Annotated in this window: 18 protein-coding genes; 10 read left to right on the top strand and 8 right to left on the bottom strand. The window is 62.8% G+C overall.

The genetic code is table 11. From position 1 onward, the window contains the following. Window positions 1–42 precede the first annotated feature (42 nt). Complete coding sequence (locus IWX77_RS10025; protein ID WP_297413186.1) at window positions 43–1188, top strand: alkaline phosphatase family protein; 1146 nt, start codon at window positions 43–45, stop codon at window positions 1186–1188. Between the two features lie 37 nt (window positions 1189–1225). Here IWX77_RS10025 and IWX77_RS10020 read toward each other — a convergent pair whose 3' ends face one another. Continuing rightward, window positions 1226–1819: a DUF3043 domain-containing protein gene (locus IWX77_RS10020; protein ID WP_196844362.1), complete on the bottom strand. Its 594-nt coding sequence runs from the start codon at window positions 1817–1819 to the stop codon at window positions 1226–1228. A 38-nt stretch (window positions 1820–1857) separates the two neighbouring features. Here IWX77_RS10020 and IWX77_RS10015 point away from each other — a divergent pair, with 38 nt between their 5' ends. The 5 genes from IWX77_RS10015 (at window position 1858) to ctaF (ending at window position 7196) form a co-directional block, all read left to right on the top strand. After that, window positions 1858–3342, top strand: coding sequence for a dipeptidase (locus IWX77_RS10015; protein WP_196844361.1), 1485 nt, complete (start codon window positions 1858–1860; stop codon window positions 3340–3342). Window positions 3343–3505: 163 nt separating this feature from the next. Further along, window positions 3506–3892, top strand: coding sequence for a HesB/IscA family protein (locus IWX77_RS10010; RefSeq protein ID WP_442784457.1), 387 nt, complete (start codon window positions 3506–3508; stop codon window positions 3890–3892). Window positions 3893–4148: 256 nt separating this feature from the next. After that, window positions 4149–5039, top strand: coding sequence for an aa3-type cytochrome oxidase subunit II (gene ctaC / locus IWX77_RS10005; RefSeq protein WP_196844360.1), 891 nt, complete (start codon window positions 4149–4151; stop codon window positions 5037–5039). Between the two features lie 3 nt (window positions 5040–5042). Next, the gene (ctaD, locus tag IWX77_RS10000) at window positions 5043–6773 is read left to right on the top strand and encodes an aa3-type cytochrome oxidase subunit I (protein ID WP_196844359.1); all 1731 of its coding nucleotides are present in this window, start codon (window positions 5043–5045) and stop codon (window positions 6771–6773) included. Beyond that, window positions 6774–7196 (top strand): aa3-type cytochrome oxidase subunit IV, encoded by a 423-nt coding sequence (gene ctaF, locus IWX77_RS09995; protein WP_196844358.1) that lies wholly within the window; start codon window positions 6774–6776, stop codon window positions 7194–7196. It abuts the gene before it with no gap. A gap of 93 nt (window positions 7197–7289) precedes the next feature. On the opposite strand, the gene IWX77_RS09990 is transcribed toward ctaF, so the two are convergent. The 5 genes from IWX77_RS09990 to ctaE all read right to left on the bottom strand — a co-directional run bounded on the left by IWX77_RS09990 (window position 7290) and on the right by ctaE (window position 12418). Beyond that, window positions 7290–8114 carry a putative RNA methyltransferase gene (locus IWX77_RS09990; protein ID WP_327012160.1) on the bottom strand — a complete coding sequence of 275 codons (825 nt, stop codon included), beginning with the start codon at window positions 8112–8114 and terminating at the stop codon, window positions 7290–7292. Between the two features lie 24 nt (window positions 8115–8138). Next, on the bottom strand, window positions 8139–9788 hold the full coding sequence (qcrB, locus tag IWX77_RS09985) for a cytochrome bc1 complex cytochrome b subunit (RefSeq protein ID WP_196844356.1): 1650 nt from the start codon (window positions 9786–9788) through the stop codon (window positions 8139–8141). Continuing rightward, the gene (gene qcrA / locus IWX77_RS09980) at window positions 9785–10858 is read right to left on the bottom strand and encodes a cytochrome bc1 complex Rieske iron-sulfur subunit (protein WP_196844355.1); all 1074 of its coding nucleotides are present in this window, start codon (window positions 10856–10858) and stop codon (window positions 9785–9787) included. Before qcrA ends, qcrB begins: the two co-directional genes overlap by 4 nt. Window positions 10859–10952: 94 nt before the next feature. After that, complete coding sequence (gene qcrC, locus IWX77_RS09975) at window positions 10953–11765, bottom strand: cytochrome bc1 complex diheme cytochrome c subunit (RefSeq protein ID WP_196844354.1); 813 nt, start codon at window positions 11763–11765, stop codon at window positions 10953–10955. A 23-nt stretch (window positions 11766–11788) separates the two neighbouring features. Further along, complete coding sequence (gene ctaE / locus IWX77_RS09970; protein ID WP_297413183.1) at window positions 11789–12418, bottom strand: aa3-type cytochrome oxidase subunit III; 630 nt, start codon at window positions 12416–12418, stop codon at window positions 11789–11791. 143 nt (window positions 12419–12561) lie between these two features. Between ctaE and trpD the strand changes: the two genes are divergently transcribed. Continuing rightward, a complete protein-coding gene (trpD, locus tag IWX77_RS09965) occupies window positions 12562–13614 on the top strand; it encodes an anthranilate phosphoribosyltransferase (RefSeq protein WP_196844353.1) in 1053 nt (350 codons plus the stop codon). A 26-nt stretch (window positions 13615–13640) separates the two neighbouring features. Here the strand turns inward: trpD and glpK are convergent, their stop codons facing one another. Both glpK and IWX77_RS09955 read right to left on the bottom strand, forming a co-directional pair. Next, the gene (gene glpK / locus IWX77_RS09960) at window positions 13641–15155 is read right to left on the bottom strand and encodes a glycerol kinase GlpK (protein ID WP_196844352.1); all 1515 of its coding nucleotides are present in this window, start codon (window positions 15153–15155) and stop codon (window positions 13641–13643) included. A gap of 91 nt (window positions 15156–15246) precedes the next feature. Continuing rightward, complete coding sequence (locus tag IWX77_RS09955; protein ID WP_196844351.1) at window positions 15247–16089, bottom strand: MIP/aquaporin family protein; 843 nt, start codon at window positions 16087–16089, stop codon at window positions 15247–15249. 175 nt (window positions 16090–16264) lie between these two features. Here IWX77_RS09955 and dhaK point away from each other — a divergent pair, with 175 nt between their 5' ends. The 3 genes from dhaK to dhaM are packed head-to-tail and all read left to right on the top strand — an operon-like array spanning window position 16265 to window position 18683. Beyond that, the gene (dhaK, locus tag IWX77_RS09950; RefSeq protein ID WP_196844350.1) at window positions 16265–17266 is read left to right on the top strand and encodes a dihydroxyacetone kinase subunit DhaK; all 1002 of its coding nucleotides are present in this window, start codon (window positions 16265–16267) and stop codon (window positions 17264–17266) included. A 56-nt stretch (window positions 17267–17322) separates the two neighbouring features. Continuing rightward, window positions 17323–17964, top strand: coding sequence for a dihydroxyacetone kinase subunit DhaL (gene dhaL / locus IWX77_RS09945; protein ID WP_196844382.1), 642 nt, complete (start codon window positions 17323–17325; stop codon window positions 17962–17964). Further along, on the top strand, window positions 17964–18683 hold the full coding sequence (dhaM, locus tag IWX77_RS09940) for a dihydroxyacetone kinase phosphoryl donor subunit DhaM (protein ID WP_196844349.1): 720 nt from the start codon (window positions 17964–17966) through the stop codon (window positions 18681–18683). Before dhaL ends, dhaM begins: the two co-directional genes overlap by 1 nt. Window positions 18684–19061 lie beyond the last annotated feature (378 nt).

Raw genomic sequence — 19061 nt, 5'->3', positions numbered from 1 at the left:
GCTGGAGGGCTCGGGCTCCTCCCTGTGAAAGAATGAGACCCGATGCCCACCATGCTACCGGCCCGCCAATTCAGTGCTTTGCGCCTTGCCGATGTTCTCACCAGTTCCCTCGATGCTGTCTGCGCCAGGCCGAATCCGCTGGGCCTGCCCGCGGTGCGCAAGGCGGTCGTGATTCTGGCCGACGGACTCGGCGTCAGTTCGATCCGGGCCCGCGCCGGACATGCCCGGTTCCTGTCGGGTCGTCTCAACAAGTCCAGCATCATCGACGGGGTGTTCCCGGCCACGACGGCCGCGGGAATCGCGACCCTGACCACCGGGGTAGAACCGGGCCAACATGGCCTGGTCGGATACCAGGTGCTCGATGGGGCCCGCGACCGGGTGGTGAACCAGCTTACCGGCTGGGATGACGGCATGCAGCCGGCCACCTGGCAGCGCGCCCGCACCATCTTCGACCGAGCCGCCGACGAGAACGTGCCGAGCTTCGCCATCGGCCCTAAACGCTTCGTGGCCTCCGGCTTCACGCAGGCGGTGCTGCGCGGCGCCCGGTACGTTCCCGCCGAGAAGGTGGCCGATCGCTTCGCCGCCGCGCGCAGCATCCTCACCGACAACCCGACCGCGCTGATCTACCTCTACGTGGCCGAGCTCGACGTCGCCGCGCACACTCACGGTTGGGAATCCGACCGGTGGCTGGCCGAGCTCGAGAACCTCGACTCCGAGGTCACCCGTTTTGCGGCGACGCTCCGCTCCGACGAGGGTCTGCTGCTCACTGCCGATCACGGAGTGATCGATGTACCGAGCACCAAACACGTGTTGTTCGACACCGAGCCCGCGTTGGTTGCCGGCGTGCGCCACGTCGCGGGGGACCCACGCTGCGTGCAGCTCTATCTCGAGCCGCGGCAGTCCACGGTGACCGCTGACACACTGGCGGATGCCTGGCGAGCGTCCCAGGGTGACCGCGCCTGGGTCTACACCCGCGCCGAAGCCGTGGCGGCCGGACTGTACGGCCGGGTGGCCGACGAAGTGTTGCCGCGCATCGGCGATGTGCTCGTGGCCGCCCGCAAGTCGATCGCCTATTACGACTCCCGACCGGCGAACCAGAAGGCCCGCGGAATGATCGGGCAGCACGGCTCGCTGACCGATGAGGAAGTCCGTGTACCGTTTATCCGCGCGGGCGCCTTCGCACGATAGCTCGCGCCGCCGAACGGTCAGAACGGTGCCCGAGCGACTAGATCGGGTACTGGCGGCGCTTGACCTGCGGCTTGGGCAAACGCATGGGGCGCAGCTGGAGAGCGCGCATGGCCGCGTACCAGCGGACGCGTTCGGCCTTGTCGGCGCCGAACTTGGCCTCGATCTTCTTCGTCAGGATGAAGCCGAGCACGACGCAGTCGATGACCGCGAGGATGAAGAAGGCCCAGAGCGCAAAGATCGCGTACACGTCAACGCTGGGAATCGTGGTGAGCAGGATGACCAGAAACATTATCGGGATCATCAACTCGCCCACGTTGAACCGTGCGTCGACATAGTCGCGGGCGTACCGTTTCTGGGGACCGCGTTCACGCAGCGGCAGGTACTTGTCGACACCGGCGGCCATGCCGACCCGGGCCACGTCGCGCGCGGCGCTTGACTTGGCGCGCGCCTGCTTCGCAGCGAGCTTGCGGTCGTCCGGAACCAGCGGGCGCTTGTTGGCCGCTTCCTGCTGCTTGCGAGTGGGGGTCGCCTGACCCTTGCCCGCGTTGGGTGTGAGACCGAGGCGCGCTGCGGTCTCGTCGGAGCTTTCAATCGACGGCTGGGCGTCGGGGTGTACGGGAGGCTTGGCCACATCAAATCCTTGCAATCGGGTGCCTTAAGATTACCCGTATGACTGGCAACCCACAGACAAATTCCCACGCAACCGGCTCGACGTCCCGCTCCGCCACCGATTCGGCGGTCGATTCGGCGGTCGATCCGGCGGTCGATCCGGGGGCACAGTCCGCCCTGCGCACGGCGGTCGAACTGGGCCTCCCCACCACGATCGCCGACCTGTGCGCCTTGGTGCGCATCCCCTCGGTATCGTGGGCCGCCTTCGACCGTGCGCAGGTCGCGGCCAGCGCCGACGCCGTCGCGACGCTCGTGCGCGAGCTCGACGTATTCGAGTCGGTCGAGACCGTTCAGGCCGGTATTCCCGGCGGCACCGAACTGGGTCAGCCGGCGATTCTGGCGTCTCGACCAGCCCGCAACGGCCGCCCAACCGTCTTGCTCTATGCCCACCACGATGTACAGCCTCCCGGCAAGGACGAGGACTGGGAGTCCGATCCGTTCACCCCGACCGTTCGCGGCGACCGCCTCTACGGGCGTGGCGCCGCCGACGACAAGGCCGGCGTCATGGCGCACGTCGCATCCATTCGCGCCCTTGTCGCGGCCGTTGGCCCCGACTTTGACCTGGGGCTCGCCCTGTTCATCGAGGGCGAGGAGGAATTCGGCAGCCGATCCTTCGCGACCTTCCTCGACGAGAACCGGGAGGCTCTGCGCGGTGACGTGATCGTCGTGGCCGATTCCAACAACTGGGATATCAACACTCCGGCCATCACGACGGCCCTGCGTGGCAACGTCACCCTGCGACTCACTGTGCGCACCCTCGCGCACGCCTCACACTCCGGAATGTTCGGGGGAGCGGTGCCCGATGCCATGCTCGCCACGATCAGGCTGCTGGCCACTCTGTATCACGACGATGGCTCCGTGGCCGTCGCCGGCCTCACCAGCATCGACGTCCCCACTCCTGACTACTCCGAGGAGCAGCTGCGGGCGGAAACCGGTCTCCTGCCCGGAGTCACCCCGATCGGCCACGGCTCCATTCTGAGCCGGATCTGGTCGCAGCCCGCCCTGACCGTGACCGGTATTGATGCGCCGACCGTCGACAATGCCTCCAACACTCTCACCCCGACGGTGACCGTTCGGATCAGCACTCGCATTGCCCCCGGGCAGTCCGCGGTTGACGCCGCCGTGGCCATCGAGACGCACCTGCGCGAGAACGCGCCGTTCGGTGCGGTTCTTGAGATCGACGATGTGGATACCGGTGAGCCCTTCCTCGTGGATACCAGCGGCTGGGCAGTGACCGAGGCTCGATCCGCCATGACGGATGCCTGGGGCGTGCCGCCGGTCGATATCGGTGTCGGTGGGTCTATCCCGTTCATCGCCGACCTGGTTCGCGTCTTTCCGGCCGCCCAGATTCTGGTGACCGGAGTGGAAGACCCCGATTCCCGGGCCCACAGCCCGAATGAGTCCCTGCACCTCGGCGTCTTCAAACGTGCCGTACTGAGCGAAGCGTTCCTGCTCGGCAGTTTGAACGAGCGCACCGGCCACTGAACCACCCAGCCACAAACCAGACATCCCATTAACTGCCCACGGTCGAAGAAATGTGAGACGGTAGTAAAGCCCCCGTCGACTTTTTGGTCGTCGCAGGTAGAATTTATGAGATCGCAATCAATGAGATCGCAACTGTGCGTTACTGCGTGAACCGAGGAGAAGCATGACCGACACCATGACCGAAACCGTCAGCACTTCTGACACCGCACACGCCCCGGCCGCTGCCCACGGCATCGGACTCACCGAGGCTGCCGCGCTCAAGGTACGCAGCCTGTTGACCCAGGAAGGCCGCGAGGACCTTCGGCTGCGCGTCGCCGTGCAGCCTGGCGGCTGCTCTGGTCTGATATACCAGCTCTACTTCGACGAGCGCGTCCTCGACGGCGACGCCCTCGTCGATTTCGATGGCGTCGGGGTCGTCGTCGACAAGATGAGCGTTGCCTACCTCGATGGCGCCACGATCAATTTTGAGGACACGATCGAGAAGCAGGGTTTCACCATTGACAATCCGAACGCCGGCGGCAGCTGCGCGTGTGGAGATTCGTTCCACTAGCTCCGCACGCTCGCCCCAGCACTCAAATTTTCAAGCACGAATGACGGGGACATCATCACTTCGATGGTGTCCCCGTTTTTTTCTGCCCGGATTGCGTCCGATTCGCCCGCGTGTGCATCTTCAGCAGGGGTGGAGTCGCCCAAATAAGTGTGCCACCCGACTCGGAGTGCACTTCGTATGCGCTCTCGCAGAGTAAGCTGGAAATCGATCAAAACACTTCCTGAGAAGTGTCCTCGAATCTCCCGAAAGGTCCCCGGTGCGCAATAATCACCGCCTGCGTTGGGCTGCTGTTCCGCTCGCAGCGACGTTAGCCGTTGTACTGGCCGGATGCACGCAAGCCCAGCTCCATGGTTTCCTGCCCGGTTTTGAAGAAGAGGGCCAAAAGGCGGTGACCAACCACACCGATCGCATTGCCGGTCTGTGGACCACGTCCTGGATCGTGCTCCTCACTGTCGGTCTCATCACGTGGGGCCTCATCATTTGGACAATCGTCGTGTACCGACGTCGCAAGGGCCAGACCGGACTTCCCGTTCAACTGCGCTACAACATGCCGATCGAGATCTTTTACACTGTCGTTCCTCTCATTCTCGTCGTTGGCTTTTTCGCCTTCACCGTGCGTGACCAGATCGCCATTGAAACTCGCTACGACAACCCCGACGTGTCGATCGAAGTGCAGGCCAAGCAGTGGGCGTGGGACTTCAACTATGTCGATGAAGACGTGTACTCGCCCGGAATCCAGGGCCAGCCTGATCCCGCTGGCGCCACCGGTTCGCTCGTCGAGTCGGAACTTCCCGTGCTCGTGCTCCCGGTCGACAAGACCATTGAGATCGCACTGGAATCTCGCGACGTCATCCACTCGTTCTGGGTCATCGACTTTCTGTACAAGAAAGATGTCATCCCGGGCAAGACCAATTACATGTCGGTCACCCCACAGCGCATCGGAACCTACGCGGGCAAGTGCGCCGAGCTCTGCGGCCAGTACCACTCCCTCATGCTCTTCAACGTCAAGGTCGTCTCTCAGGCTGACTACGACACGTACATTCAATCGCTGCGCACCGCGGGTAACGTCGGTCAGCTCGACAATGAGTTCGACCGCCGTCAGAATCAGCCGGGCACGAGTGCCCCAACGGCTCCGGAGGGAAAATAAGCCATGACCACGACCATCGCACCCGTTGAGTCACGCCCGGCAGAGCCGGTCTCGACCTCGGCCGAACGCAAGGGCAACGTTCTCGTTCGGTGGATCACTTCCACCGACCACAAAGTCATCGGGTACATGTACCTGATCACCTCGTTCCTCTACTTCTGCCTGGGCGGCGTCATGGCGCTGATCATTCGTGCCCAACTGTTCGCTCCGGGCCTGGACGTGGTAGCGACCAAGGAGCAGTACAACCAGCTCTTCACGATGCACGGCACGATCATGCTCTTGATGTTTGCAACGCCGCTCTTCTTCGGCTTCGCCAACTTTCTGGTTCCGCTTCAAATCGGCGCTCCCGACGTCGCCTTCCCACGGCTGAACGCACTCGCCTACTGGTTCTTCAACTTCGGCAGCCTCATCGCCGTCGCCGGGTTCCTCACCCCGCAAGGGGCGGCGTCTTTTGGTTGGTTTGCCTATCAGCCGCTCGCGAGCACAACTTTCTCACCGGGAGTCGGCGGCAACCTCTGGATGGTCGGACTCGGCCTCTCCGGTTTCGGCACCATTCTCGGTTCGGTGAACTTCATCACCACGATCATCACGATGCGTGCGCCGGGCATGACAATGTGGCGGATGCCGGTCTTCACCTGGAACTCGCTCATCACGTCACTGCTCGCTCTCATGGTCTTCCCGGTACTGGCCGCCGCCATGCTTGCCGCAGCCTCCGACCGCATCTTCGGTTCGCACATCTACGATCCGGCCAACGGCGGTGCGATCCTCTGGCAACACCTGTTCTGGTTCTTCGGCCACCCGGAGGTGTACATCATCGCCCTGCCGTTCTTCGGCATCGTCTCCGAGGTGTTCCCGGTCTTCAGCCGCAAGCCGATGTTCGGCTATAAGACACTGATCTATGCGACCATCTCGATCGCCGCGCTGTCGATCTCGGTCTGGGCGCACCACATGTACGTCACCGGTTCGGTGCTGCTGCCGTTCTTCTCGCTCATGACCATGCTCATCGCGGTACCCACCGGGGTGAAGATCTTCAACTGGATCGGTACCATGTGGCGAGGGTCCATAACCTTTGAAACCCCCATGATCTGGGCCATCGGCTTTCTCATCACGTTCACCTTCGGTGGCCTGACGGGTGTCATCCTGGCTTCGCCGCCGCTCGACTTCCACGTGTCCGACACCTACTTCGTCGTCGCGCACTTCCACTACGTCGTCTTCGGCACCGTCGTGTTCGCAATGTTCAGCGGATTCTACTTCTGGTGGCCCAAATGGACCGGCAAGATGCTCAACGAGAGTCTCGGCAAGTGGCACTTCTGGCTCCTGTTCATCGGCTTCCACACGACGTTCCTGATCCAGCATTGGCTCGGCGTTATGGGTATGCCGCGTCGGTACGCGACGTATTCCCCGGAAGACGGATTCACCTGGATGAACCAGGTGTCCACCATCGGCGCCATGATTCTCGCCGTATCGATGATTCCATTCTTCCTGAACGTGTACATCACAGCCCGCAAGGCGCCGCTGGTCACCGTGAACGACCCGTGGGGTTACGGTTCTTCCCTCGAGTGGGCGACGTCGTGCCCGCCGCCGCGGCACAACTTCACGTCTATTCCGCGAATCCGCTCTGAGCGTCCGGCCTTCGACCTGAACCACCCCGAGGCCGGTATGCCCGTCGGCATCGGTCCGGGCAAGGATGCGCCCGACGTTGCGGTCTACGACATCGATTCGAATCAGGTTAAATAAATGAAGACCAACGTCAACATACTCTGGGTCCTCACCACCTTTTTCGGAATCGTAACGGTCGTTTATGTCACGTGGAGCCTGCTCGACCCCGCCCACGGTCGGGTGGAATGGGCTGGTACCTTCATGCTGGCCCTCACGACCCTGCTCGTGGCGTTCATAGCGTTCTACCTCGACAAGGTGCACGGCGCCCAGGGCGGAGAGCTGCCCGAGGACCGTCTCGATGGCAACATCGATGACGGGGATCCTGAAATGGGTTTCTTCAGCCCGTGGAGCTGGTGGCCGATCTTCCTGGCCGCATCAGCAGCGCTGCTCTTCCTCGGCCTCGCCGTCGGTTTCTGGATCTGCTTCATCGGACTGGGGCTCGGCCTCGTTGCCCTGACCGGCTGGGTATACGAGTATTACCGGGGCCTGTTCGCCCGCTAAGCGCACGTCCCGTGTGATACCGATCTTCCTCACGGGAGGTCGGTATCGTCGTTTAATGGACAAACAGTGCCGATTCAGTGCCCAACCATGAGGTCAGCGGCGGCGGAAACCAAAGATGTCGAAGGCGACCGTGACGTCCCGAGCGAGGTCTGCCACATCATCGTCGCCTGCGGCGCCGGAATGGTGAGAAGACGGGCCCATGCCGATGAGCGAAGCCACATCGGACGGCGACAACTGCACGGTGCGGTTGAGTCGCTCGTGTGATTCGAGGCTGAACCCGGCAGCGAGACTGGTCGTCAGATGCACAGCCTTGTCGGCCTGAATCTCCACGGCCAAGCCCGACTCTCGCAGCTGTCGCAGGTGCGTCGACTGCGGCACAACGACCAGCAGCAGGCCGTTGGGCCGCAGCACACGATGGAATTCGGCGGGATTGCGCGGTGCAAAGACGTTCAGAATAACGTCAATGCCGCCGCCGAGCAGGGGAAGCGGCGACCAGACATCCGCTACCAGCCCGTCAATGCGATTGTGCGAGTGGATGGTGCGGCCCACGGCAGTGGGGGAGAGGTCCATGCCCAGCGCGCGTACGTCGTCTCCTGGGGGCAGCGCCGCCCCCAGGTAGTAGCCAGTGCCGCAACCCACGTCTAGGATGCGCCGGGGGAACTCGCCGGTGACGATGGTGCGCACGGCGTTGCGGAGGGGTTCGAACCACCCGGCGCCGAGAAATCGATCGCGGGCGTCGAGCATTGTCGCACTGTCGCCGATGAACTTGCGCTGTCCGGTGAGCAGGTTGACGAAGCCCCGCTTGTTCACGTCGAAGGAATGCCCGCGCTCACATCCCAGCAGCAGCCCGCCGCTGGGATGGAGGGGCAGCAAACAGTTCGGGCACCGAAGCCACTCCGATAACGTCTGGAGTGACACCGATGCCCGATCTGTTGGGTGCTGCTATTTACCGGTGATCTCCGCGGGGTGATCGCCGTGGGCCCGGTTCAGCTCTGACTGCGCGACCGGAGTGATCCGGTCCTCGAAGAACCAGCGGGACAGGCCGGCGCGAACCTTCTCAGCGGGACCGATCTTGCCCTGAGCGTTGGGACGCAGCATGAGCGGCTTGAAGTCGCTGTAGCTGACCAGCTTCCAGCGCTCGTATTCGTCAACGGGCTGGTGAACCTCGACGAATTCGCCACCGGGGAGGCGAACGATGCGGCCTGACTCGTAGCCGTGTAGCACGATCTCGCGGTCCTTCTTCTGCAGGGCCAGGCAGACTCGCTTGGCGATGAAGAAGGCGAGGATCGGGCCGAGCAACGTGGTCGCCTGGAGCGTGTGGATGACACCTTCCATGGTGAGGTGGAAGTGCGTCGCCATGATGTCCGACGATGCTGCTGCCCAGAGCGAAGCGTAGAACGTGACGCCGGCCGCGCCGATGGCGGTGCGGGTGGGGGCGTTGCGCGGACGGTCGAGTACGTGGTGTTCACGCTTGTCGCCGGTGATCCACGCTTCGATGAATGGGTACATCATGACGGTCACGATGAACAGTCCGACCACGGTCAGCACTACGAGGATGTTGAGCGAGTAGGTGTGGTTCAGCAAGACGAACTCCCAGCCGGTCGGAATCAGCCGCATGGCGCCGTCGGCGAAGCCGATGTACCAGTCGGGCTGGGTTCCGGCGGAGACCGGTGAGGGGTCGTACGGTCCGTAATTCCAGATCGGGTTGATCGTGAACAACGATGCGATGAGCATGACGACACCGAACACGATGAAGAAGAACCCACCTGCCTTGGCGGCGTACACCGGGAGAACCGGGTAACCAACCACGTTCTGGTTGGTGTGACCGGCGGCCGGGTACTGGGTGTGCTTGTGCACAACGACGAACAGAAGGTGCATCGCAATCAGGGCAACGATGATGGCCGGCAGCAACAGAATATGCAGCGAGTACAACCGGCCGACGATGTCATTACCGGGGAATTCGCCACCGAAGAGAAGGAAGGAAACCCAAGTGCCCAAGACCGGAATGCCCTTGATCAGACCGTCGATGATGCGCAGGCCGTTACCGGAGAGCAGGTCGTCGGGGAGGGAATAGCCCGTGAAGCCTTCGGCCATGGCCAGGATGAACAGGATGAAGCCGATGACCCAGTTGAGCTCGCGCGGCTTGCGGAACGCACCCGTGAAGTAGATGCGCAGCATGTGCAGGCCAATGGCCGCCACGAATAGCAGGGCTGCCCAGTGGTGTACCTGGCGCATGAGGAGGCCACCGCGAATGTCAAAGGAGATGTCCATCGTCGATGACATCGCCGCGGACATCGGGATTCCCTTGAGCGGGGCGTAGGAACCGTCGTAGACGACTTCGGCCATCGATGCCTGGAAGAAGAAGGTGAGGAACGAGCCCGACAGCAGAATGATGACGAAGCTGTACAGCGCCACCTCGCCGAGTAGGAACGACCAGTGGTCGGGGAAGATCTTGCGACCGAGCTCTTTGACCGCGCCAGAGATGCTCGTGCGTTCGTCAATGTAGTTGGCAGCGGAGGCGGTGAAGCCACCGGACTTCTTCATCCCGACAGCGTGATCCTCAGCGGGTTCGCGGGTGGTTATCGTTGTCATGCTCGCTCCCAGAAACTTGGGCCGACTGGTTCAGTGAAATCGCTCTGCGCGATCAGGTAGCCCTCAGCGTCCACGGCGATCGGGAGCTGGGGTAGTGGCCGCGCGGCCGGTCCGAAGATGACCTTGCAGTGGTTCTCAACGTCGAACTGCGACTGGTGGCACGGGCATAGCAGATGGTGCGTGTGTTGTTCATAGAGAGCCACTGGGCACCCGACGTGGGTGCATATCTTAGAATATGCCACGATGCCATCATACGACCAAGACTTGCGGCCCTCTTCTTCGATCAGGTCCTTGGGATCCATCCGAATGAGTAGAACAGCGGCTTTCGCCTTCTCTTCCAAACGACCGTGGCCCATTTCGGACAGGCCCTCGGGAATAACGTGGAAGGACGATCCGAGCGTGACGTCCGCCGCCTTGATCGGGGTTCCGCTCGGGTCCATGGTGAGTCGAATTCCCTTTTTCCACATGGTTCCATTGAGGAGGGCCACCGGGTTCTGGTCCATCGGGCCGAGGCCACGAAACAAGACGACCGCCGGCAGGGGGAAGACGACGAGGGCGCCGATCAGGCTGTTGCGAATGAGCGTCCGGCGACCGAAGCCGGATTCCTCATTGGCCTGCTGAAAGATCTCCACGGCGCGGGCTCGCACGGGCTCGGTTCCACGCACGGGGTGGCGTTCGTCGACACCTTCATGATCGCTCATGAGGGCCTTGCCCCAGTGCACAGCGCCGATACCGATGGCGAGCAACGCGAGGCTGAGGCCGAGGCCGATGAAGAGGTTGTTCAGACGAACGGAACCCGGATCTTCGGCAACGATCGGAAAGGCCATGTACGCTGCGATGGCAAAAACGCTACCCACGATTGACACGTAGAACAGCGAGAAAACGGCGCGCTCCGCCTTGCGCTCTTCCTTGTGGTCAAGGTCGGTGATGCGTGGACGGTGCGGTGGGAATCCTGGGTTGACCAGGGCATCCCGTGTAACGACGGCTGTGCTTGCGGCGGATGTCGCGAGCTGCGCGCCAGGCGAGTCGGCGGCGGTTACGTGCTCCGCGCCGTTATCGTCCTTGGCCATTGTTCTCCTTTGTGGGCTGTATAAATGCTCTGCACCGTGGTGCTGCGCGACAGTCGATCGGTTCCGAGGGTCGTGTCAAGACCGGATACCCGGCTTAGTTTGATTTGGCGGTGATCCACACGGTGAGGGCCACGAGTGCACCCAGTCCGAAGATCCAGATAAAGAGTCCTTCAGCGACCGGCCCCAGGGAACCGAGAGCTAATCCGCCCGGGGACGGGTTGTCCTCGACGTATTTGAGGTAGGTGATGATGTCGCGCTTGTCTTCGGGCGCGATGTTCATGTCGTTGAAGACCGGCATGTTTTGTGGGCCGGTGATCATGGCTTCGTAGATGTGCTGGGCCGACACGTTCTCGATGGCGGGGGCGAACTTTCCCTCGGTCAGCGCGCCGCCAGCACCGGCGACATTGTGGCACATGGCGCAGTTGATGCGGAACAATTCAGCACCGGTCGCAGCATCGCCGGCAGCGTCGAGCAGCGCGGCGGCGGGGATACCAGGGCCGGGAGCGAGTGAAGCCACGTAGGCGGCCAGCGCTGCGGTTTGCTCGGCCGTGAACTGCACCGGCTTCTTCTGCGCTTGTGGACCCTGCATCTGCATCGGCATACGACCGGTGCCGACCTGGAAGTCGACCGAGGCTGCGCCGACTCCAATCAGGCTGGGGCCTTCGGACGAGCCCTGGGCGCTCAGCCCATGGCAGGTAGCGCAGTTCGCCGCAAAGAGCTTTTCACCCTGAGCGATGGTCTGCTGAGAGGATGCATCCGTCGTTGCAACGGCTGTGCTTGTGCTGAAGGCCGCGTAGGCGCCTCCGGTAAAGAGCAATCCGATGGCGATGAGAGCGATACTGGCGAGAGGATGGCGACGTCCGGTTTTGCGTGCCCGGCGTGCGCGAGGGGTTTTGATCGTGGTCATGCTGAAGGTGTCCGCTCCTGTTTCTATTTGAGAACGTAGATGACCAGGAAGAGCCCGATCCAGACGACGTCGACGAAATGCCAGTAGTAGGAAACTACAATCGCGCTGGTGGCTTCCTTATGGCCGAAGTTCTTGACCGCGAAACCACGCCCAATCACAAGAAGGAAGGCGAGCAGCCCGGCGGTGACGTGGATACCGTGAAAGCCGGTCGTAATGTAGAACGCAGAACCATAAGCGTTGGAGGAGAGTGAAACTCCCTCCGACACCAGGGTCGCGTATTCGAACACCTGACCAGTGACGAAGATTGCGCCGAGGGCGTAGGTGAGGAAGAACCACTCCACCATGCCCCACTCGCTCGGCTTCCAGCCGGTCGAGCGCGCCTGCAGCCGTTCGGCCGCGAACACTCCGAATTGGCAGGTCACCGAGGATGTCACCAGGATCAGCGTATTGATCGTCGCGAAGGCCACGTTGTGCTTGTCGGCCTCGAAGAGCCACAGCTCGGGGGAGGTTGAACGCAGCGTGAAATAGATTGCGAAGAGACCCGCGAAAAACATCACCTCGCTGCCCAACCACACAATGGTGCCCACAGCTACGCTGTTGGGCCGGTTCACGACGGGCGCACTCGCCGTCTGAGTAATTGAGGTGCTGGTCACCCCTCTATTATGGCCGATATTTCCACAGCTTTTTCTCAATTGCGCATGCAAGTGAGAGTTTCTACCCGATTGGGGTGGGCTATCTGGCCACGCGAACAGCGTGAATTCGGGGGAGTTCGGCCCGTTCTCCTATGATCGGAATCATGCTCGAATCGCAGTCCTGGCCGAAAATATTAAATTCCCTTCTTGACGGACGGGACCTGAGTGTGGCGGATGCCGCCTGGAGCATGGAACGAATCATGCTCGGTGAGGCCTCCCCCTCCCAACTTGGGGCTTTCCTGGTGGCACTTCGTGCCAAGGGGGAGACCGTGGACGAGATCGTGGGTTTCCGGGACGCGATCCTCGAGCAGGCTGTTGTCCTGCCGGTTGATCCGATGGCCCTTGACATCGTCGGAACCGGTGGTGATCAATTCGGGACGGTGAATATCTCCACAATGGCGTCGATCGTGTGCGCGGCTGCCGGGGTGCCAGTCGTCAAGCACGGCAATCGTGCGGCCAGCTCAGGCTCCGGATCATCCGACGTTTTGGGTGCGTTAGGAATCGACCTGTCGCGCGATGCGACGCGCGTGGCGCAGGTGTTCTCGGAGACCGGGATCACCTTTGCTTTCGCAGCAGCTTTTCACCCCGGATTTCGGTATGCGGCGCTCACCCGCAAGGAGTTGGGCATTCCGACCGTTTTCAATTACCTCGGCCCGCTGTGCAATCCGGCTCGGCCGGAGGCATCCGCTGTCGGAGTGGCCAGCCTCGACCGCGTGCCTTTGTTTGTGGGAGTCTTTCAAACGCGGGGTGCTACGGCCCTCGTCTTTCGTGGAGACGATGGGCTCGACGAACTGACGACGACAGGGCACAGTCACGTCTGGGAGGTGTCGCGTGGCCTGGTCACCGAGCACGACATCGACCCCCGTGATCTCGGCATCAATCGCGCGCAAATCAGTGACCTGGTCGGCGGCTCGCCGCAACACAACGCGGATGTCGTGCACTCCGTGCTCGCCAGCGAGCCCGGGCCGATTCGCGACATCGTGTTGCTCAATGCCGCTGCAGGGCTCGTCGCCTTCGACCTGGCCAACGACGCGTCACAGGTGCAGGTGGCCATTCTTGACCGTTTTCGCGACAAGATGACCGTAGCCGCCGAAGCCATCGATTCCGGCGCGGCCACGGCCAAATTGTCGGCGTGGATTGCGGCGACTCAGGTCTGACTGAGAGGGCGCCTTGCGTTCGCGCGCTAGAGAACGTCCTCGTCAACCCACCCGAAGGTCTTCGTTACGGCCTTCTTCCAGTTGCGCATTTGGCGGCTGCGTTCCTCCTCGTTCATTTGCGGCGTCCACCGGCTGTCTTCCTGCCAGTTGGTGCGCAGTTCGTCGAGGTCGCTCCAGAATCCGACCGCGAGGCCAGCGGCGTAGGCGGCACCCAGCGCGGTCGTCTCCGCGACGACCGGCCGAACCACCGGCACACCGAGTATGTCCGCCTGAAATTGCATGAGTAGGTTGTTCGCGATCATGCCGCCGTCGACCTTGATCTCGGTGAGGGGAACACCCGAGTCGGCGTTCACCGCGTCGATGACCTCCCGAGTCTGAAATGCCGTCGCCTCGAGTGCCGCTCGGGCAATATGGCCCTTATTGACGAATCGGGTGAGTCCGACCAGGGCGCCGCGGGCGTCGGAACGCCAGTAGGGTGCGAACAGCCCCGAAAACGCCGGTACGAAATAGGCTCCGCCGTTGTCATCCACCGTTTTCGCCAGGCTCTCAATCTCAGAGGCCGAGCTGATCATGCCGAGGTTGTCGCGCATCCACTGCACCAGGGCTCCGGTTACCGCGATGGACCCTTCCAGGGCGTAGTGCGGGGCCGCATTGCCGAGCTTGTACCCCACGGTGGTCAGCAGGCCGTTCTTGGAGTGCACAATCTCCGTTCCGGTGTTGAAAATTAGGAAGTTTCCGGTGCCGTAGGTGTTCTTGGCTTCGCCCTGGTCAAACGCCGCCTGACCAAAAGTAGCGGCCTGCTGGTCACCGAGGATACCGGCGACGGGAACCTCACGAAGCAGGCTGTGCTCGCTGGCGATGCCGTAGACCTCAGACGACGACTTGATCTCGGGCAGCATCGACTTGGGCACGTCGAAGATGGCCAGAATCTCGTCGTCCCACTGCAGCGTCTCGAGGTCCATGAACATGGTGCGGCTTGCGTTGGTGACGTCGGTCGCGTGCACGCCGCCGTCGACTCCGCCGGTCAGGTTCCAGAGCACCCAGGAGTCCGTTGTTCCAAAGAGCAGGTCGCCGGCCGCGGCCCTGGCCCGGGCCCCCTCGACGTTTTCCAGGATCCAGACGATCTTCGTGCCGGAGAAGTAGGTGGCCAGGGGCAACCCGACCTTCTTTTTGAACCGTTCGACGCCTCCATCAGCGGCGAGGCGGTCCACGATGGGCTGGGTGCGGGTGTCCTGCCAGACGATTGCGTTGTAGACCGCAACACCGGTCGTCTTGTCCCAGACCACGGCGGTTTCACGCTGGTTGGTGATTCCGATGGCCTTGATGTCGTGCCGGGTGAGGTTGGCCTTGGACAGTGCCTGCCCGATCACTTCGCGGGTGTTGTCCCAGATTTCTTTCGGGTCGTGCTCGACCCAGCCTGCCTGGGGAAAGATCTGCTCGTGTTCGAGTTGCCCGGTCGACACGATCGAGCCGGCCTTGTCGAAGATGATGGCCCGAGAACTGGTCGTTCCCTGGTCGATGGCGAGAATGTAGTCAGTCATTGGTGCGTGTCCTCCTATTGGGTGTGCATGAAATACACTTGCGGTCGCACGAACGGACCGGTCCGTTGGGGAACCGGCCCGTTCGTTCGGGTCAGGTGGTGAGCAGCGGCAGCAGGATCAGCGCGGCCCAGCCGGCGAGTAGGCCGCCGATGATGGGGCCGACGACGGGGACCCAGGAGTAGGCCCAGTCGGAGCCGCCCTTGCCCTTGATCGGCAGGATGAAGTGGGCGATACGCGGACCGAGGTCACGGGCCGGGTTGATGGCGTACCCGGTCGGTCCACCGAGCGACGTGCCGATGACGATGACGAGGAGGGCCACGGGGAGGGCTCCAAGAGAAGCTAGGCCTCCGGATTCGCCCTGCCGGTTACCACCGAACGCGATGACGACGAAGACCAGCACGAAGGTGCCGATGATTTCAGTGACGAGGTTCCAGCCGTAGGAGCGGATGGCCGGCCCGGTGGAGAAGACACCGAGTTTGTTGGCCGGGTCAGGTTCGGCGTCGAAGTGTTGCTTGTAAGCGAGCCAGCAGGCGATTGCGCCGAGGATGGCTCCAATCAACTGGGCGCCGATATAGGCGAGCACGGAGACCGCGTTGACCGGGACGCCCATTCCGAACTCCGTGGCACCGTTGGCGACGAGGCCGAGGGTGACGGCCGGATTGAGATGCGCTCCCGACCGGTAGGCGACAACGACGCCAGAGAACACCGCGAAGCCCCAGCCGATGGTCACCATGAGGAACCCACCCCCGAGGCCCTTATTCTTGGCCAAAGCGACGTTGGCGACGACGCCGGTTCCGAGGAGGATCAGCATGGCTGTGCCCACGACCTCCGAGACGAATACAGCTCCGATATTTTCCACGAGAACCTTTCTGATCAGGCCGGTGATGCCGAAGCTACCCCTCTGCGGTGAGCGGTTGGCGGTTGGCAACAACATAGCGTGCGGTGTCATCGAGGGGAATAGGCGGACGCAGTTCAGTAGCGACCTTTACCGAGCGCGGGCACAGCGCGTATATTTACCGTGGGCAAAGAGCTCTCGTGGGGCAGTGCCGGCCCGACCCCGCCGTGGCACCCAGTTTCGAACCGTGGAATCACCGAGTGAATGGATGGTCATGAAGAAGCTCATCAACGATCCCAAGAACGTGGTCAATGAGGCCGTCGCCGGATTTGCGGAGGCGCACGCTGACATTGTTCGGGTCTCGCACGATCCGATCTTTATCGTACGAAGCGATGCTCCCATTCACGGCAAGGTAGGAATCGTCAGCGGTGGCGGAAGCGGCCATGAACCGCTCCACGGTGGTTTCGTCGGGTACGGCATGCTGGACGCGGCGGTGCCGGGACCCGTTTTCACGTCACCAACGCCCGACCCGATCCTGGCGGCGACCCAGGCCGTAGATGGTGGCGCCGGCGTACTTCACATCGTGAAAAACTACACTGGGGACGTGCTGAACTTTGAGACGGCGGCCGACCTGGCATCCGCTGAGGGAATCGAAGTGCGCGCGGTCATCATCAACGACGATGTGGCCGTGAAGGACTCGCTCTACACGGCCGGGCGCCGCGGTGTGGCGGGAACGGTCCTCGTCGAAAAGATCACCGGGGCCGCAGCCGAGCGCGGCGACGACCTCGATGCCGTCGTCGCCGTGGCCGAGAAGGTGAACTCCCGCGTGCGCACCATGGGCGTCGCGCTGACCCCGTGCGTTGTGCCGCACGCCGGGGAGCCGAGCTTCGTGCTCGCCGATGATGAGATCGAGATTGGCATCGGAATCCACGGCGAGCCCGGGCGGGAGCGAATCAAACTTGAACCCGCCGATGCCATCGTCGACCGGCTGCTCGCTCCCATTCTCGAAGACCTGCCGTTCGTCAGCGGCGACAAGGTGCTCTTGTTCGTCAACGGTATGGGTGGCACACCGCAGGTTGAGCTCTATATCGTGTTCCGCCGGGCTGCCGAAGTGCTGAAACAGCAAGGCATCACGGTCACCCGCAGCCTGGTCGGAAATTACACGACGAGCCTCGAAATGGCAGGAACGTCCATTTCAGTTCTGAAGCTCGATGATGAACTCACGAGCCTGTGGGACGCCCCGGTTCAGACGGCGGCGCTACGGTGGGGACGGTAGAAGGAGACGAGATGACCCTGAACGAGCAACCCGACGCTGCCCCAACCGACGCACTGATCACGTTGGACACCGCTTGGATCGTGCGGTGGATTCGGCAGAGCGCTGAGGTGCTGGCGGCCAACCGCACCGCGCTCAATACGCTCGACCGAGACATCGGAGATGGTGATCATGGCGAGAACATGGATCGAGGCTTCCAAGCGATCCTGCCCAAGCTTGAGGGCCTGGCCGTCGAGACAACGCCCGGTGCCGTGCTCAAGCTCCTCGCCACGACACTGATCTCCACTGTGGGAGGCGCCGCCGGGCCGCTGTACGGCACGGCCTTTCTCAAGGCCTCCGGTGCGGTCGGGTCAGTTGAATCGTTGGATGCGGCCGCGCTGGTGGCCCTGATGACGGCGGCTCGCGACGGTATCGTGCTGCGCGGCAAAGCCGAGAGCGGCGACAAAACCATGATCGATGCCTGGACCCCGGCGGTGAACGCGGGGGCATCTGCGCACGCGGCCGGTTCGGGGGTGGGCGCTGTGTTGCTCGCCGCAGCGGATGCCGCATCGGGGGGCGCGCAGGCCACGGATCCGCTCGTCGCGCGCAAGGGACGGGCAAGCTATCTCGGTGAGCGCGCGGTCGGCCACCGTGATCCGGGCGCACAGTCGACCGCGCTGCTGCTGCGCGCCGCGGCCGACACGGCCTTGGCGACCGAGTGATGGCGGCGGCACCCGCTGACCGCGTCGGGCTCGTCTTCGTCTCGCACAGTGAGAAGATCTCGACCGGTCTGGTTGACCTCGCGCGACAAATGGCACCGACCGTTCATCTCATTGCGGCAGGCGGCACGGACTCCGGCGGGATCGGCACGAGCTTCGAGAAGATCAGCGACGCAATCGTTCAGGCGAACACCGGCGGCGGCGTGGTGATTCTCTGTGATCTCGGCTCGGCAATTCTGACCGCGGAAACAGCCCATGACTTTCTCGCAGAGTCCGAACGGCACCGCGTGCGGATCGTTGACGCCCCGCTCGTGGAGGGCGGGGTGGCGGCCGCGGTGGCCGCAGAAACCGGGGGAGACCTCAACGCGGTCGTGGCCGCCGCGCAGACGGCGCTCCGTACGAACAGCTCAACAGCCTTCCCGGCAGGCGATGCCCCCCAGGTGGTCACCGCTACTTTGGCTGCGGGGGCGATCTCACGCACCGTAACACTCATCAACAAAGACGGCCTTCATGCCCGCCCGGCCGCAGAATTTGTGAATCTGGCGAGCAGCTTTTCGGTTCCAATAACCGTGAATGGAACCGATGCGAGGAGCCTGCTGAGCATAATGTCGCTCGGTCTCGTTCGGGGGAGTAGCGTGCAGCTCGCTTCACCCGACCCGTCGGCCGGACCGGCAATCAATGCGCTCGCGAACCTGCTGGAGTCCGGCTTCGACGAGGAGTAGCCGGGTCGATTGGATCAACCGGCGAATTGTCCTAGCAGTTCCGCGCTATTTTGTCCAATCCGGCGTATCGTATTGGGCATGATTCAGTACAGGAGTACCTCAAGCGGTTCAGAGGAGCGTGGCGCCACCGATGTGCGGGCCTGCCCTATTTGCGGTCATGCCATGCGCGAACACACGATCGATCATGCGTCCCGAAATACCGTGGTCAACTGTCCGGTCCCACACCCCGGGGCCTGGGACCGCGACGCCTTCGAACCCGTCAATGAATTTGGCATGGTGATTCACCGAACGAAGGCCTGACTCGTTCCTGCGGCCCGCACGCTCACAAAGCCCCCACGCACCAGAACAGCGCGAAGAGCACCCGAGTGCCCACCGGTC

This window comes from Cryobacterium sp. CAN_C2 (genome assembly GCF_015751745.1).
Lineage (GTDB): Bacteria > Actinomycetota > Actinomycetes > Actinomycetales > Microbacteriaceae > Cryobacterium.
This window is presented reverse-complemented; position numbering and strand designations above follow the sequence as displayed.